Origin of the sequence: Paenibacillus sp. FSL R5-0636, assembly GCF_037974255.1 — a bacterium.
GTDB classification, from domain to species: domain Bacteria; phylum Bacillota; class Bacilli; order Paenibacillales; family Paenibacillaceae; genus Paenibacillus_AQ; species Paenibacillus_AQ odorifer.
In genome coordinates, this window is the sequence record NZ_CP150232.1 from 4,347,642 (window position 1) to 4,363,747 (window position 16,106).

The 16,106-nt window shown below is 42.8% G+C and carries 11 protein-coding genes; 1 reads left to right on the forward strand and 10 read right to left on the reverse strand.

What is annotated here, in order from left to right; all coding sequences use genetic code 11:
• Positions 1-66 precede the first annotated feature (66 nt).
• Entirely contained in the window at positions 67-900 is an 834-nt protein-coding gene (locus MKX34_RS19810) for a MurR/RpiR family transcriptional regulator (RefSeq protein WP_036688639.1), read from the forward strand.
• A 31-nt stretch (positions 901-931) separates the two neighbouring features.
• Here the strand turns inward: MKX34_RS19810 and MKX34_RS19815 are convergent, their stop codons facing one another.
• The 10 genes from MKX34_RS19815 to MKX34_RS19860 form a co-directional block, all read right to left on the reverse strand.
• Positions 932-1,192: a helix-turn-helix domain-containing protein gene (locus MKX34_RS19815; RefSeq protein WP_036688642.1), complete on the reverse strand. Its 261-nt coding sequence runs from the start codon at positions 1,190-1,192 to the stop codon at positions 932-934.
• Positions 1,193-1,207: 15 nt separating this feature from the next.
• Positions 1,208-2,200: a hypothetical protein gene (locus tag MKX34_RS19820; protein WP_076106386.1), complete on the reverse strand. Its 993-nt coding sequence runs from the start codon at positions 2,198-2,200 to the stop codon at positions 1,208-1,210.
• A 323-nt stretch (positions 2,201-2,523) separates the two neighbouring features.
• Positions 2,524-4,245 carry a helix-turn-helix domain-containing protein gene (locus MKX34_RS19825; protein WP_076297624.1) on the reverse strand — a complete coding sequence of 574 codons (1,722 nt, stop codon included), beginning with the start codon at positions 4,243-4,245 and terminating at the stop codon, positions 2,524-2,526.
• Positions 4,246-4,353: 108 nt separating this feature from the next.
• Positions 4,354-5,130, reverse strand: coding sequence for an IucA/IucC family C-terminal-domain containing protein (locus MKX34_RS19830; RefSeq protein WP_076106390.1), 777 nt, complete (start codon positions 5,128-5,130; stop codon positions 4,354-4,356).
• A gap of 1 nt (position 5,131) precedes the next feature.
• Positions 5,132-6,181, reverse strand: coding sequence for an iron-siderophore ABC transporter substrate-binding protein (locus tag MKX34_RS19835; RefSeq protein ID WP_076106392.1), 1,050 nt, complete (start codon positions 6,179-6,181; stop codon positions 5,132-5,134).
• Positions 6,182-6,585: 404 nt separating this feature from the next.
• The gene (locus MKX34_RS19840; protein WP_256715532.1) at positions 6,586-7,074 is read right to left on the reverse strand and encodes a cellulose binding domain-containing protein; all 489 of its coding nucleotides are present in this window, start codon (positions 7,072-7,074) and stop codon (positions 6,586-6,588) included.
• A gap of 125 nt (positions 7,075-7,199) precedes the next feature.
• Entirely contained in the window at positions 7,200-9,161 is a 1,962-nt protein-coding gene (locus MKX34_RS19845) for a glycosyl hydrolase (RefSeq protein WP_256715533.1), read from the reverse strand.
• A 540-nt stretch (positions 9,162-9,701) separates the two neighbouring features.
• A complete protein-coding gene (locus MKX34_RS19850; protein ID WP_076297625.1) occupies positions 9,702-13,544 on the reverse strand; it encodes an AAA domain-containing protein in 3,843 nt (1,280 codons plus the stop codon).
• Positions 13,545-13,787: 243 nt separating this feature from the next.
• The gene (locus tag MKX34_RS19855) at positions 13,788-14,936 is read right to left on the reverse strand and encodes a DUF3626 domain-containing protein (protein WP_076297626.1); all 1,149 of its coding nucleotides are present in this window, start codon (positions 14,934-14,936) and stop codon (positions 13,788-13,790) included.
• A 310-nt stretch (positions 14,937-15,246) separates the two neighbouring features.
• Positions 15,247-15,891, reverse strand: a complete 645-nt coding sequence (locus MKX34_RS19860) for a Type 1 glutamine amidotransferase-like domain-containing protein (RefSeq protein WP_076297627.1) — start codon at positions 15,889-15,891, stop codon at positions 15,247-15,249.
• Positions 15,892-16,106: the final 215 nt, after the last annotated feature.

The following is a 16,106-nucleotide window of genomic DNA, read 5'->3' on the forward strand; positions in this document are numbered from 1 at the left end:
AAAATATTTACAACATATTCGCACGTTATATTCTATCTATCGCATCATCATAGGAGGATTGAGAGATTGTATAAAGATTGGAACCACCGCGCTTTTTCGCCTAATCAACGGATAATTGCCGACTTTATTCAAAAAAATGAGCAACGTGTGGTCTACATGACCGAACAAGAAATGGCAGACGAGCTGCATTTGAGCATCGCCTCTGTTTCACGGTTCTGGAAAGCTGCGGGGTACAAACATGCCAAAGATTTTAAAAACCGGCTCCGTTTCCGCTTTGAATCCACACCTTCTGTAAAAATGCGTGATGCCATGCAGCGATCAGACGATACCTCACTCCCTCAACTGCTGCTGGACAATTGCTCACATCATTTGCAAGAAACACGCCGCTATTTAAGCGACGATGTACTAAAGCGTGCAGTAGATGCAATATCAACAGCTCGGATTATTTATGTATACAGCCCTGGCCCTTGCGCCGGATTAGCAGAGCTAATGATCTATCGAATGGCGCGTTTTGGTCTTCAAATGAAAAAAATGGCCCCCAGCGGCCATGAGCTGCTAGAGACCTTAATGCATGCTGACAAACAAGATGTCTTGCTTGTCTTTGGATTTGTGCAAATACTGCCTGAGATTGAAGTCATACTGAACCATGCACGTGAAGTAAATTACCAGGTCATCCTGATCACAGATAGACTCGTCTACCCGCGATCGCAAGATGCAGATATCGTGCTTTATGCCGGGAGAGGTGAGGTTTGGGAGTTCCACTCCATGGTTGGCCCCACCTATATTATTGAGAATCTGATCCTTGGAGTGGGATTAGCAAACAGGGACAGTAGTCTAAGCAAGCTGGATAAATTGCAGCAATTGCGCGCGCAGTATGGGGGGAAGCTCCCGCGGAGTTAGGTTTAAATTTGACTGCAAGGTGAAGAAATATTTAATTCATTCCTAAAGCTTCTTTAATTTGTGGGATAGATAAACCGTTTGCTTTCATTTCTTTGATCCAAAGAATGCGCGCGACGGTTTCTTCTCTTTTATATCTGCGTGTTAAGTTCTCCTCTGCCTGTTCAAAGGGCAGCATGCCTTCTTCTGTGTAATGTTTGAGTGTACTATAACGAGCATTTGTGATTCTTACTAATTCCCCTATCGATACATATTCTGACGCCATAATATTCTCCATGGATCGTTGTCTAGACATTGATAACCAACTCCTTTACAGCGGGCGCTTCGGAATAAGACGCACACCTTGAATTGGCACTTTCATCATTACAAAATGTGGGATCGCATCGTAGAGCAAATTATCAATTTTAAGGGTCGCAATTGATCCTCTCTCCAGCACCTTAACTTCATGTCCATAGGACATTAATCTTGTAATAACTGCGTCTAACCTTTGATTAGAATTATCAAACCAAGACTCTGTTTCTATAAAGACAGCTCGTGATCGCTCTAGGGCAGGGAAGATAAGATTGAGACTACTGCCGATAAATGTCTTCGCAAACTTTGTCTTCAATGCTAAAAAACGTTTGATGCCTAACTCAACTCCCTGGCGGATTTGTATAGGAAACAATGCCTTTGCCCATAAGTTACTTTGGTATAGATCATGTAATTTGATATTCACCTGTTCTAATTCGTTCAGCGAGAAGAAATCATGCATACATCCACTTTCACGAAGTAGCCATAGCATACAAATGACCTCATCCGTTACTGGACCCTCTTCCAAAATCTCAGCCCGCATATTCTCTGTAATGCTTGTGTACGCCTCCATATTGCTGCGATAGGCTCTAATTTCAACTTCAGCTGAATCAAAATACATGTCGCTCCCTATCAGGCTTGGTATATCTTCAAGCAAATTCATGGCTTGAAGATCATCTGAAATCGCGGTTTCGAACTTTTTTAAATGATGGTTAGACTTCCTCGAAGCCTTCTTTAACCACCAATTTAGATCACCCTTCACCTCAGCACTATTATGAAGTAAGGATTGTAGAACAGTTTCTCTATAGAGTGTTGAATGAGATTGATCAAGTGCTTCCTTGTGCAAAGTTAACTTGTTCTCTGATTGTGTAAAACATCCCTCTAAGTAAAGCTCCAATATAACCGCTGCTGCCATGCAGCGCAAAGACACTTTCTTAACAGTAGTCATCTGAAGACTTCTCTGTGCATTAAGCGCGATCAATGAAAAACTTGGTGCTAATTTAAGATCCATCATAACCATCCACCCCTATCCATTAATTCGTATTTACAGGATGATATTTATTCCGTATGGTAAGCGTTTGATTTACTTACTACTTACTACTTACTACTTACTACTTATCACTTACAATACATCATCTTTACAATAATTGTCAATGATCTGGAATAACGTAAAGGAGGCCCTGCCCTTAGCACCTGCATGAGCCAACAGATAGTTCTAAGCGCTATCCCAACAAAAAATAATCCGCAGCACAAACAAGCTCCTGTGATAATCACCGGAGCTTGTTCACGTTTAGGCTAAAACTTAGCCTAAAATTAGCGGATGCCCTTTGATACCGTTCAGGCCAGCAAGGTACGGGCTACCTGATCCACAATGTAATTGATACCTGTCGGTCCGTAGCAGCCGATCCATGTAGCGGCATCTACCGGGTATATATACGGCCGCTCATTGGAATCTAACATCCCCCGGACGCTTTGCTCTGTCGCAGATACCTCCTCCTGCATCATCTCGTTACTAAGTAAAAAATAATGACTGGCGTGCACAGCTGGCAGTCTATCAACTGTAATATGATAAACCGTGTCGGAAGTGTCTGCGACAAATAGAGGAGCAGGCAGACCAAGATCACGGTACAGCACGGCACCTGTGCGATGGGAGGCAGTATGTACCCGTACCAGCGACTCACGCGGACGGATCAAGGCCACGCTCTGACCCGCCAGCGCCGTTGCAAGCTGCTCAGACAGCAATGCTGTTCGGCGCAGGTAATCCGCAATAATACGCTCCACCTCTGTCCGCTTGTCCGTCAATTCACCGAACAGGCTCAAAATCGTCTGCCAGCTCTCATTCCGTTGAAACATTAGGGTTGGAGCAATCCGGCTTAACCGTTCATAATGCTGAGCATGCACCTCAGTACAGATAATCAAATCCGGCCGCAGCCGTTCGACAGCTTGCAGGTCCGGGTACTCATAAGTTCCGAGCATTTCTGTTGTCTTAAGCCTTTCCCTGATATATTGGGGGAATTTTAACGCTGCACTGCCCGTTCCTACACTCCCTGCCGGAGATATCCCAAGCGCAAGCAAATGGTCTGCATATTGAACGTCGAGTACGGCGATACGCCTCGGAGAAGCGGTGACGCAATATTCGCCTCGCATATGACAAATTACCGGGCCTTGCAGCGACTGGTACGATGAGGCCAGGCGATCCGGCAGCCCAGAATATGCTGAGAGAGCACCGATCCCTGAAGCGGCAGTGCGCCTGTAGATCTGCGGGGGAACTCCATGATATTTCTTAAATGCCCTGCTAAAGTAATACATGTCGCGATAGCCCGTTTTTTCTGCAATTTCGCCGATGGGAGCATCCGTATGACGCAACATCCGCTCGGCACTCTCCATCCGCAGCTGGATTACATATTCCATCGGTCCTAGTAACTTCTCCTGTTTGAATCGCCGCTGTAACTGTCTTGTACTGCATCCGGCAAGCGCTGCCAGCTCCTTAAGCTCCAGCTCCTGACGATAATGCCCCGCTATATAGGCAGCGACAACATCCACCATATCCGCCTCTGTGCCTTTCTGACCACATTCATACTCCATAATAAGCTCGTAAAGCATTCCTTGCAGTAGCGCATTCGCATGGAAACGCTCCAGCCCTTCGCCCCGGCTCCATTTGGCTTCGATTTGTTCCGCAGTCTGATGCAGTTCAGCCAGGAGCACAGGACGGTGAACAAATGAAGTTCGTAATGGGTGATTGCGCTGCGGAAACAGAACATGGGCAGCCCCCAACATTGGAAAAGCCTTGTACATAATAACGGTATAATGAATGGTTTCTGATCCAGCAGTCAAAGTAAATGCTGATCCCTTGACTGCGTGACAAGCGAAATAGGCCTGGATATGGCAAATTTCGCCATTCATCACAAGCCTACCTTCCCCGCCGCCTGCCAGCAGCAACACATTGGCTGTTAATCCGGTTTCGCTCATAACGCCGCCGGGTGGCAAAGTACCGCTGCGCACATCAAGCATCTTGATCGTTGTATCACTCCATAAACTTGCCTGTTCTTTCAGCGGCATTTCTCTCATCTCCTGACAATAGCATCCTCTGTTAAACGGGCGCACTCGAATAGGATTACATGCTTTAGTGAAAGCGCGTCCGCAACATAAGTGAGTGCGTTGCTGTTGTCATTTTAATTGAGATTCATTCTCATTGTCAATTTTCGGACATTTTCCGCAATATTCCGCCGACATCCTGTAATAAAAACAGCAGGTGATACGCTTGTTTTTTGCAACCGGAGCCAGGTCATTGTTCTCTGTGAACCGGGTAAACGGATTGCGTCTTGCGCCGAACAATTGTCCGGGAGCTATCCGGGTCAGGAAGGCAAAATCGGCTTGCATTCGTTGCCTCTCTTGCCCAAATTCACCTGTTCCAGGAGAATACAACGGGGCAATGCGTACCATAATATTCTCCCAAAGTACTGCCATGGAGACGGGACCAATTGCAGCAAGCGTGTGCAGCAGCGGCGCAAGACGTACCGCGAAAATTTCCTCTACGATCTCTTCTCGCCACGCTTCCCTGTCTTCCGGTGCCGCCGTCGCTCGAAGCCCGTTCAGCGCAAGGAAAGGAAAACGCGTATCCCCTTTAAAAGCTGGGGAAGCCGGATGATAGAGGAAGCAGTTCTCCAGCGGGATGGAGACTTCCCGGTTATGAAGGGTCATAGCGGTCAGCATCGGCGCGATCCACAGATAACCGATCCGCTTGGCCAGCATGGAAGCGGCAACCTGCATATCAGGCGCACCGATATAACCTTTAAGCCAGCTTACATATTCGCGGCATGCAGCTTCTTCGTGCAACTGGCTAAGGGCAATTGTACGAACGTTGCCTTCAGGCGGTTCACCTACCCACAGACGGTATTCCTCCGCCATTTGCTTCCAGGTGGCAGACGACAGATAGTTGTCCATTTTAATGAGATCCCAACAGCGCTTCCGCGGTTTGATCTACAATAATATTGAGGGCAATTGGCCCATAATAAGCGATCCAGAGCGTTGAATTCACATTGTATACGCGGTTATTTTTAACGGCATCATGAGATTTCCAGACCGGACTGTTCGCCATTGCCTCTGCCTCTTTGGCAAACAATTCATCCGATAACAGGAAATAGTGATCTGCTCCAATATCAGCGATGGTCTCCATCGAAATTTCAACGGAGGTATCATCTTTGATCTCCTGAACGAATGCAGGGATATTCAATCCCAAATCCTCATAAAGAATGCTTCCGGTCCGATGTTCGGGACCGTGTACGCGAATACCTTCCGGTCTTGGGCGAATCAGAGCTACCGTTTCGTCGCCCAGCTTCGCCGACAGCTGCTCCCGCAGTCCGACGATTTTGTCCTCGTAGGCTTGACGCACTACCTTCGCCTCCGCCTGCTTGCCCGTTATCATACCGATGATAGCCGATGTATCCCGCCAATCTTCATAGAAGTCGAGTACTATTGTGGGCGCAATTTTACTGACGCTGTCATACACCTGCTCCTGAAAATCGGTCATCAATATAAGATCCGGATTCATCGCTACAATAGCTTCAAGATTGGGCTCATCGCGTGTGCCCAGGACCTTCACATCACCCAATTGTTCACTTAAATATTCTGGAAACTTTGCATCTTTCGCTCCAGCCACAACGCTGCCTGCCGGATGCTCGCCTATCGCTAACAATTGATCGACGAATTTCACATCAAGCGCGGCGATGACCTTCGGCTTCTCAGTCAGCGTATATTCACCCTTCATATGCGAGATGGTAACCGGGAAGGCTGTAGTCTGAGCCTGTGTCTCAGATGTAGGTGACGGCTCGGTTGAAGCAGATGGCAGTGCGGCAGTGCCCGCATTTGCTCCACCTCCAGTACCGCAAGCCGTTAGCACAAGTACCAGTGCCATCATCCATATCATTAATAGTCCTGCTTTTTGGGCAGCATCTACCTTTCTACCGGTTGCTTGCCTCTTCTTTGTTCTTTTCATGCTGACTCCCCCTTATGTATGATAATGATTTTCATTATCAGATCAATAAAGCGAGTATAATCTATTTTCATACTCTATTTCCATGTACTTTTGCGACATTGCAGCCGGATTAATGCGACATCGCACACCATAGGAACGACTCAGGAGAACCGCAACTGACTACAAAAATTCCACACAAGCAGCTAAATCCCTAATTTTAACAAAAATTCCTTTGCTCCTTTTCTGAAAATAGCCAACACAGTCGATGGTAATCTCGCTCAATTCAAGCTTTTCCTTCTCCAGAAACTGATCATCGAGCAATCTGGCTACTTCAGAAATGGTTCTCCCATTGCACTCCCTGCTTCTTCCCAAAATGAAAAAAAGCATCTTTGTTTTACACAAAGATACCTTTTTTCATTAAAAGCTTATGGCTCAATCCCCCACACAAGCTGACCATTCATATACCCGGTGACCTGTTCATTGTTGATGAACTGACTGCTGGATGCCTTGAACGAATAATCATTAACCTGGTTGAAATTGGACCAGTCGGTTTTGGAGAAACGGGTTTGAATTTCTGCGCTCTGACCTGGATTAAGTGTTCCAGCCGAACTCGTGAAACCAATTTCCAAAACATAATCGGCACTGGCAACAGGAGTCGCCAGCTTAATGAAATTGCCGGTTACATTCGCATTTCCGATGCTGGCCCAGTCGATCCAGAAACTCTGATCTTTCTCGCCATCAATCGTATAGTAATACCGGACCTTCACATCACTTAGTTGAATCGCTGAATCACCGGTATTGACTACTTTGATTTTGGGTGAAATCCCGTTAGTGGAGGCACTTGTGTTGCCATTAAAAGCTTGGACCGTCAAATCTCCAGTGGGTACTGGAACACTGCTATCCGTTACGTTCACTGTAAGAACAGCATTATTTCCTCCATTAAAATGAAAGGTTAGGGTATTCTGTCCCAGCGGAAGCGTGGAAAGATAGGATTTTTTCAGAACAACAGCAGCGCTTGATGCCGTATAATCCTGACTCGCTAAAGTGTGGAATTTCCATTTGTGATACTTGCAAGCTGATGTCCATTTAAGGTAAGGACTACGGAAATATCCTGGGTTAGATTCGCCGCTTTATCAAATGCAGCGCTCACGGGCGCAATGGATGCGCTTGGCGTGGAATCGACAATTTTCACTTTTAACACGGGATCTTGTCCTTTATTAAAATCAAAGATGATCGAATGCTCGCCAACCGGCAGTGTCGCCAGAAATGCTTTTTTGAGCAGCAGCGTATTTCCACTCAAGGTATAATCCTGAGTCTCTATTAATGTATTTGCGCCTGCCCGGAGAGCGGTTAACGTATTGCCGTTTGAATTCACGGTGATGGCTTTGTCATTCTCATTGGAGGCATTTTTATCAAATTCGACGTTCGCAGGTGTGATAGACGCACTTGGAATTGGATTGTTAACCTTCAAATCAGGCAGCTCATCGAGCGTGATTACATAATTGCTTTGGTACAGCGTTGTTAAGGTGGCCGGATAATTAAAGGCGGAACTCATGAGATGCTCACCATACCACGGTAAGAAATAGAGCCAGCCCGATTTTTCCTCTGTCAGATTCTGAACGCTTGGAACGGTGTCGTTCTCCGTCATGGCTACCATTTTCTTACCGCCGGTTAAATCAACAAGCTGATAGAAAATCGAGGTAATCGCGTCCTCATTGGGAACACCAGACAAACCGTCATAGCGGTTATAGATCGTGTTGTATTTATCATAGCCTACAATATCCACCTGATCATCGCCGGGATACCATGCGGGAGAAGTGCTGTAGACATAGCTGTTGTAGGTCCAGATCAAATTGTGCAGACCATACGTTTCTGTAAGTTCGGTATAGAGCAGGTCCCACAACTGCTTGTACACCTCCGAGCCTGCCGAAGCCCACCAGAACCATGCACCTTCTCCATTCAATCCGCCGTTGCCCTCCGCCTCATGGAAGGGTCTGAAGATAACCGGCACGTTGTTATTTTGCAGAATCTGCAGTTGCTCCGCCAAATCCCCAATGGCCAGTTGTACATATTGGTATTCTTTCGTACCTGGAACTACCGCATTAGCTGTATTAAAATTGGTTTCTGTCGGCTTGTAGGTGGCTTTCTTCCAATCCACAAATTCCCCGAGCTGATAGGCAGTGAAATCTCGAGGTACAGTGATATGCCAGCTGTTTGTCGCAATCCCGCCCCGGTTATTCACCCAATCGATCATCCGGGCGGTCGTACCATCCTCCCAGCCGTAAAGCGGATTGTAGTTCATCAGATCAAATCCGCGGATCGCCGGATACTTCCCCGTTAAATTGTGAATCCAATCAAACTCCAGCTCGGAATTGCCGTCATTTCCGCCTCCGTAAATCTCCTGCTGGCCGGAGATCATATGATTGCCGTAAACCTCCGTTAAATAATTCATCAGAAGCTGAGTTTCCGGAGTCGCTTGAGTATCGCTGAGGACAGGTTGCACATCCAGGGGATCAAGATCGGCATAATCCACAGTGAAGGTATCAAAATAAGCGAAACCCCAGCCAGCCTTCAGTTGAATGGTGTTGCTGCCTTGATTCAGCTTGTGATAGCCAAAATCGAAATTCGACCATGTGGTCGTATAGGGCAGCATATACGACCCCTTCGTAACGCCGTTAACGGCTAAAGATTGAAGCCTGCCGTCAGCACTGAGCTCCTGCATATAACGTGTGGAGATCGTATACATGCCGGTTTCTGGGACAGTCACTGTGAAGGAAATTGTACCGGAATTCTGCATCCAGACAAATCCGCTTCCAGAGTATCCGGGTTTGGGCTGTCCGTAAATTTGGGTCGTCACTTGAAGATCGGAGGTGAGCTGAGCGTTTTCGCTTTCAATTGTGAAAAGTGCGTTGTCTGCATGAACGGGCGGCGCTGTCATCAATCCAAGTAGCAGAGTAAATGCCAGCATCATTGTGATTGCCTTCTTGAGCAAATTTTTCATTTCCACCTTTCCTCCCTATGTTAAATATGGTAAATAAAAGTTCAATATACCATCTCTTGGATGCGCTTTCATAGATAAGATAGCATATATTCCATATTTTGTAAATCTACCAAATCGAGAAAATTTCCACATGCAAAAAAACTCCCACCAATATTTATTAGGAGGAGTTTGCCGCCTTCCAAGTAGAATGTTGAGCATTTTTTGATGACACATTATCGAAAATGAGAACTGTAAAATTTTGAAGGAGTGCCCATGAAGAAATGTGAGTATGTAGTTTAAGAAATTAATCAGCCATCCGGCAAAGTGTTAAGACAGTTTCATTTTCATAAGCATGTTGCCGAAATCATCCGCAAAAACGCCCAAGCCGAAGTCCAAAATGGACATACCTCTTCCATTCCACACAATGCCGGAAACTTAACACAATAAAATAAGCCGGAGCGCATGACCACTTATACTCCGGCTTGTTTTTATTTCAAGTTATTTTGAATGAATTCCCGGTCCGCTTTTTTCAAATACTTCAGTGAAATTCAGAATACATTCTTATTTCAATTTAATATGAATATATCTTTCTTTTAAATACTGAATCATACTATCTTCAACGATCAAACAACTTACTTCATCACGTTTGCTAACTTTCCCAATCTTGGATAACCAGTTATGAGAACCTATAAACAAATACTTATCATCAACTAACAAAATTTTAGAATGAATAGGAGGAATATATTGAAGTGCTTCCCCCATTACCTCTTTCAGCTTTGAAATTGATAGTTCAATATCTGATTTTCTTCCAAATGCATAATCCTTCATAACAATACTATTAATATCATGGATATCGATCCCTTTCCCCCCTCTATATCCAAAACCAATTCGGATCTCCACGCTTTTAGCTATCGCTGCCTCAACAATGTCAATAAACTCTTCATTAACCACGTACGGCATGATCCAAGGGGAGAAGATTACTATTGACTTCGTGGCATAACGCATTGCTTCTATTAATACCTGATAGTGCTCTTCTGGTGTTATAATTAGATGTTGCGGTATATGCTCACGAATATATGCTGAAAATACATCATTTTCATTCTCCATCTTATCAGTTGGAGTAGTAAACAACGCAAAAGAAATAGCTTTCATATCTGGACTTACAGTATGAAATTGTTCGTCATAGGGGCTAATGCCTACACCCTTTTCCATAATAATCCTAAGAACATGATGCAAATAATTATGTTCGAGATTGGAAATAATATCAAGGTTCCCAACCAACACAAACTGTTCTTTGGCACGGGATAAAGCTACATTTAGCATATTAGAACGACCACCAATAAATGCAGTAAGTCCTTGTTTTTTAGAAATATTACTATCGATGACTGAGCTGAAAATTATATACTTCTTTTCCTGCCCTTGAAAGGTATGTACAGTACCGATATCTACTCCAGCAATAGCTGCTTGCAACTTTTCCTTTTGTTTACTGAATGGAGTTATAATTCCGATTTGTTCTTTAGCATCTTCGCCGTACTCCTTCACATAAGCATCTACTAAATTCTTACACACCTGCACCTCTGAAAGGTTAAAGTGGGCTCTGCGATCCTTTAAACCTCGCACGTCTATTGCTACCAAATTTCGTTTAAACAATTTGTCATGGTTGTCTTTATTAATGATAGAAAGTATGTTTCCATAAACATATTGATTCGAAAATAACATTATACTTTCCTCGCATCGGCGATGCTCGGTTAAGATCATTCCTTTTCTTTTTCCTTGGTAATCGTATTCGTATATATTAGAATTAAGATCAACGTAACTTTGTGCACTATTGCGCTGCACACAGAGCGTATCATGATATGTCTCCGGTATAGGCTGAAATTGCTCAATCACATTGCTTTTTAAGAGCCTTATAGGCTCCAATTGCTCAATGTCCCCCACTATTATAGCTCTTCTGGATCGAAACAAAGGACTGCTCAAATAATGCGGCATAATCTGCCCTGCTTCATCAACAAGTAAGGTGTCAATTAGTTGCGGCAACAAATGAAAGGTTCTCTCCCCGAGGGAATGTAAGGTAGAAGTGGCGACTGGAAAACAAAGAAACATTGTGTCCCAGAGACTCTGAATCCCTTTTGCATATTGAATGTCTCTTTTGTTTCCTTCATTGAAAAAAGGATTGAACCAGCTGCCTTCACATATCAAATTCAAGTTATGTATTATTTCTTCTGCATGTTGTAAAATGTACTGTTCTGTCACTCTCAAGGAGAGTAAATACAGCTCGTGACGTTTTTTTAGAATAATAGGATTGCACGAAAAGTCAAATCTGCTGTTTAATGAGATTTCTTCAAACTCCCACTTATCACAGAGTTCCTGTTCCTTTAACATCTGTAATTCCAACAATTCAATCACCTTATAAAGAAATTGCAATTTCCGGTTCAAAGCCAGTTGTTCTTTTTTTTGATCAGCAAGTTGTTCCTGAATCTCTAATACAATCGATTTCTGAACATTAAGATCGTTTATGCAGGATGGTAATCGCTTATCTAGTAATTCTTGTTCCTCGGCTTCTTTATTCTTGATCAAACGATTTTCAATATAAGTTTCAGAGGGATATTCCTTAAAAAAAATTTTTCTTTTTGGAATAAGCCAACCAAACCAACTACTCTTCTTCCACCTTAGATATTTCTCTAAAATGCTGTAGCCTTCCTTGATCTCTTCGGGTATGACTCGCAATCGCAACTTAGTTTCTTCCACTTTCTTTTCCAAATTTCTGATTTTCTGTTCGGAGTCTGTATGTCTATCCTTCAAAGCATTCATTAAAATTTCGAGTTCAACAACCCTTTTTTCGGACTCCTCCCTTTCGCTTATAAATCTCGATCTATCTTCAGCGGTGCTTATAGAAGTTATTTTATTGTCAATATAGAAACGAACTGTCTCCTCTCTTAATTCAATGAATCGCTCTATATCACCATAGATATTTTCAAGTTTGTTATATGTATCATTAAATTGAGTTCTCACTTCAGGCAGGGGATATTGGTTGTACTCAGTTTCCAGCCCCTTAAGAAACATTGGAACAAATTTCTTCATGAATGACTCTTTATTAGTGGCATTTCCTAATCTTGCGCAAAAGAAGCCGTTAATTTGCTCATTTTCTTCTTCGTTTGTTACAAATCGAGAAAAGTATGCCACTTCTTTAAGCAGCTCTAACCCAATATTATCCACGGCTTTATTGTTGGTGCTAGTTAGAACCATCGAGTAAGTTCGTCCACTACCAGTGATCGGATAACGATATAGTTCGCTACTTCTTTCCTTAAACCGCTCCCATGGCTGCTCCCATACCTCAATCAGCCCACTTGCTTTTTTCACCATATTATCGGCAAAAATTTCTTTGAGCAGTGTGCTTTTCCCTGTACCTGGGGGACCGTTTACCGATAGAAGAGTGTAGTTTTGAGCTGCATCAAGCGTATGCCATTGCTTCTCATTGATCGGATAAGAACCAGTATAACTTCCATAATGAAATAACTTGCCATCTTCTGAGTTGTTATACTCTACAGTGGACTGTCCCCCTATTAAATAAGTCGACAACAACTCCGGAAACTTTACTTTCTCTGAAACTAATTCAATAATACGTTGAATCTCCTTTTGAAAAATCGGTCTTGTCATCTCCTCCAATGTTTCAAATGTAATAAACGCCTGATTGAGTTTCTGCCAGCCTTCATAAGATTTAAAGTGTTCAAGGGTTTTCCCGTATCTTGACGATAACTCTCTATTCAGAATATTTATGATTTCAAACATATTCGTTTGTTGTGCATAGTCATTTGCACTTAGCAATTCCTGTAAATTATTTTTTTCAAGCTCAGCAATCTCAGATGTTGCACAATTTGTGAGCTTAGCGATAATGATCTCTAAGCTTTCCCGATTGATAAAAAAACTATCTACCTTAAGGTTTTGATCCTCAAATCTGCACATAAAAGTAATCAAAGGCTTTATCGTTGTCTCTTGTTTTGTTTTTTTCTTTAAAAGTGGATAGCAAATTGTTGTGGTATCTACTAGTAAACTTTTTATAAATTCTTCAGTATTTGCTCTATTATCCGTATATACGAAGGATATCCAGGATAAAAAATCGGCTACCTCCATTTCTCCTGAGACAACAAGTTTAATACTTGATCTAAGCTCATCGTCGTTGTACTTTCCTTTCTTAAGCTGATCTTTTATATCCTTGTAATCCGTAAGCTTTTTGAATATAGTGAAAACTTTCTTATCGAAAGAATGTTCTTTTAAAGTACTGGGATTACTCAAATGATCATCACTAAAGAGTTCACCTTCCACCTTAGAAAGCGAATTTTCCATTAACGCTGTCTTTTTCTCATATTCAATAAAATACCTAAGTACGGTTCTAGCATCCAACAAGGAACTAACCTCCATAAAAACCATATTTCTATAAGATAGTCTCATTATAGAACATTTAAGGATGTTGTATAAAGTTAGTCCCCGATAAAAAGGCTTCTGCCATTTTTTCAGCAGAAGCTCTAATAATAATTGATTCACCCAAACATCCCATCAATGACAAGTCGAATACCCCATACGGAGGGAAATTCGGTTTTTTTGTTTCTTTTACCTAAATCCCCCTCACTTCAAGCGTACCAACTCTTCTTACAACTTAAAGTTTCGGAGCGGCTTTCCGTACCGTACCAAAACATGCCATAAGAGTTTTAATTCTTGAAGTACTTCTTTTTCGGTTCCTCGGTCCCGCCAAGCTGCAGGATCATGCTTTAAGTGCATAGCAGCAGATCCAATCATGCTCGCATCAATATAACCGTGAAGAGCAATACGCTCAGCCAAGGAAGGCATCGTAGGACCTCTAAAATCTGAAGGCACTTCGTCTACCCACATCGCGAATCCCATGTGCCAATAGAGTTGGATGGCATACTGTAAACATATTTGCTCCAGGACTTGCCCTGTTGGAGTACCCTTGAATGAAGGATCGGCAACTAAGATTTCCACATCTTCCTTTAGACGGATGTTTCCATGAACTTGCGCTTCAATATAGTGGTTAAGATTACGTTTAGCTTCACAATTTGAAGGGTCTGAAAACGGCATTGTGAGGTTGACCCGAAGATGGTCGACTAATTTTTGTGATTGAAGATCTTTTTCCCCTAGAGCGGAATCTCTTAAGAAAATCTCCTCTAGTAATGCCGCCATCATATCATCAAATTCTGCAAATGTTCCTTTCTGTACAGGGTTTTGATGCGAATCCATATAGGTGTATGTACTGCGATAAGAAACCTCAGGGGACAGGAGGAAATAGCAGGAGCCAAAGCGCGGAGCTGGCCCATCCGAATGAAGCATCAAATCAAGAGCGCCATATTTAGGGCGTTCGCTATTCGAAGCACTCTCTTGTTGGTACGCCCCTCCAAATAGTCTTTCCTCCCACAAATCACGTGGACCGCCAGGATAGACTGATACACTACCACTGGATAACAAGGTCTCAAATTGGCTCTTGTACACGCCTTGCTCCAATAGCGACTCTGCAACACTTTTCTTTACCGGATCTAGTCGATCTGGATGGAAATGAAGAGCAATCTTCGCCTGTGACTTTATTTTGATCACAGCATCTTCAAACTCTTCCCGCTCCACATTAGACATTTGAAGAATTTCATGGATAGTCTGAACTGCTTCACTTTTTCGAGTTCGCGCGTAATTCGTAACATATTCTAAAGCCGATAATTGTGACTCCGATAGTTCCTCAGTGAACTGAGACTCTCTTTTTTTATTGGCATTTGCATCGCCTTTCCACTCCATTGCTTATTCACTCCTTTCTAGACCCAGTATATAAGAAAAGAGACTTGATTTCTCCTCTCACTGTATCAAACGCTTCTTCACTTGAAAATTTCATATCCTTACAATCGCGGAATCCGATAACTTTACGTGGATCTGGAATGATATAAATTCAAGATCGAATGGTGATGGCTTGAACATCGTATGCGCGTTATGCGTAATCTTCCTTTTTCGCGGAGCAATCAACCCGATTAGCTCGTAAGGTGCTGTCAAATAGGGACTCAAAACAAATACCATTCAGTTAACCGTCAGTGTCACAACCACTCAACCATTATTAGAGCGTCTCAGCCAATTTCTGAATCTTTGAGTGGGAAATTAAATATACATTGCCTATAATGTCGATTTTGCTGTCCTTCACACGTACAGCACCATCTTTGTCTGCCGCCACATAAATATCCATTTTATTCGATAAAGGGAAACGCTCCTCAATCATCGCGGTGTTATCATGATTAAAATGAGCTTCAAAAGAAAAGTGATTAAGAGCCATACCTTCACAAACAGTGCATTCATCCACATATTCATCAGACATGTTCATCCCGCCAGCACTTGTTCCCATTACAACAGCATTGCTTTTTTTAATCAAATCCGATAATTCATATTCCGTCAAAAGGTGCTTTTGGTTCCGAGCGGTTCCACCACATAAAAAAACGACAGAGGCGTTTTGAATTAATCGCTGGGCATCTTCCTTCTGCGTGCGGTCATCAATGAAATGATATTCATCAAAATAAATGTTAGCCTGATTAAACCATGTCCTTTCAAAAACACTATCAATATTAACTTGTTCATCACTAAAATCAGACGATTCAGCGCTAATCATAACCAGCGATTTTCTGTCTGTTATATCCTCATGCAACACATTGACTAACTTCTCAGAAAAACCCTTATCATAAAACCAATCTAAGTAATAGTGAGTTTTCATCCGTAATTACCTCCATATGTAATATTTAAATTTATCCATTATGTTTATCAAAATCCATAGTGCCAAGCAAGAGAAATTATCTTCATTCCTTTTATACCATGGACATCGTACCATATAATGGAATTCAATAAATCTTACAAATTGATTAAAACAAAAAAATCCCAGCCTCACTAGTTCCTTCGATTAACAGCAAAAAGACTTACTCGAGGTATCGC

Bases quoted from the DNA above. Each gene is read 5' to 3' on its own strand.
- MKX34_RS19815 (WP_036688642.1), bottom strand. From the start codon at position 1,192: ATGTCTAGACAACGATCCATGGAGAATATTATGGCGTCAGAATATGTA.
- MKX34_RS19820 (WP_076106386.1), bottom strand. From the start codon at position 2,200: ATGATGGATCTTAAATTAGCACCAAGTTTTTCATTGATCGCGCTTAAT.
- MKX34_RS19825 (WP_076297624.1), bottom strand. From the start codon at position 4,245: ATGCCGCTGAAAGAACAGGCAAGTTTATGGAGTGATACAACGATCAAG.
- MKX34_RS19830 (WP_076106390.1), bottom strand. From the start codon at position 5,130: ATGGACAACTATCTGTCGTCTGCCACCTGGAAGCAAATGGCGGAGGAA.
- MKX34_RS19835 (WP_076106392.1), bottom strand. From the start codon at position 6,181: ATGAAAAGAACAAAGAAGAGGCAAGCAACCGGTAGAAAGGTAGATGCT.
- MKX34_RS19845 (WP_256715533.1), bottom strand. From the start codon at position 9,161: ATGAAAAATTTGCTCAAGAAGGCAATCACAATGATGCTGGCATTTACT.
- MKX34_RS19855 (WP_076297626.1), bottom strand. From the start codon at position 14,936: ATGGAGTGGAAAGGCGATGCAAATGCCAATAAAAAAAGAGAGTCTCAG.
- MKX34_RS19860 (WP_076297627.1), bottom strand. From the start codon at position 15,891: ATGAAAACTCACTATTACTTAGATTGGTTTTATGATAAGGGTTTTTCT.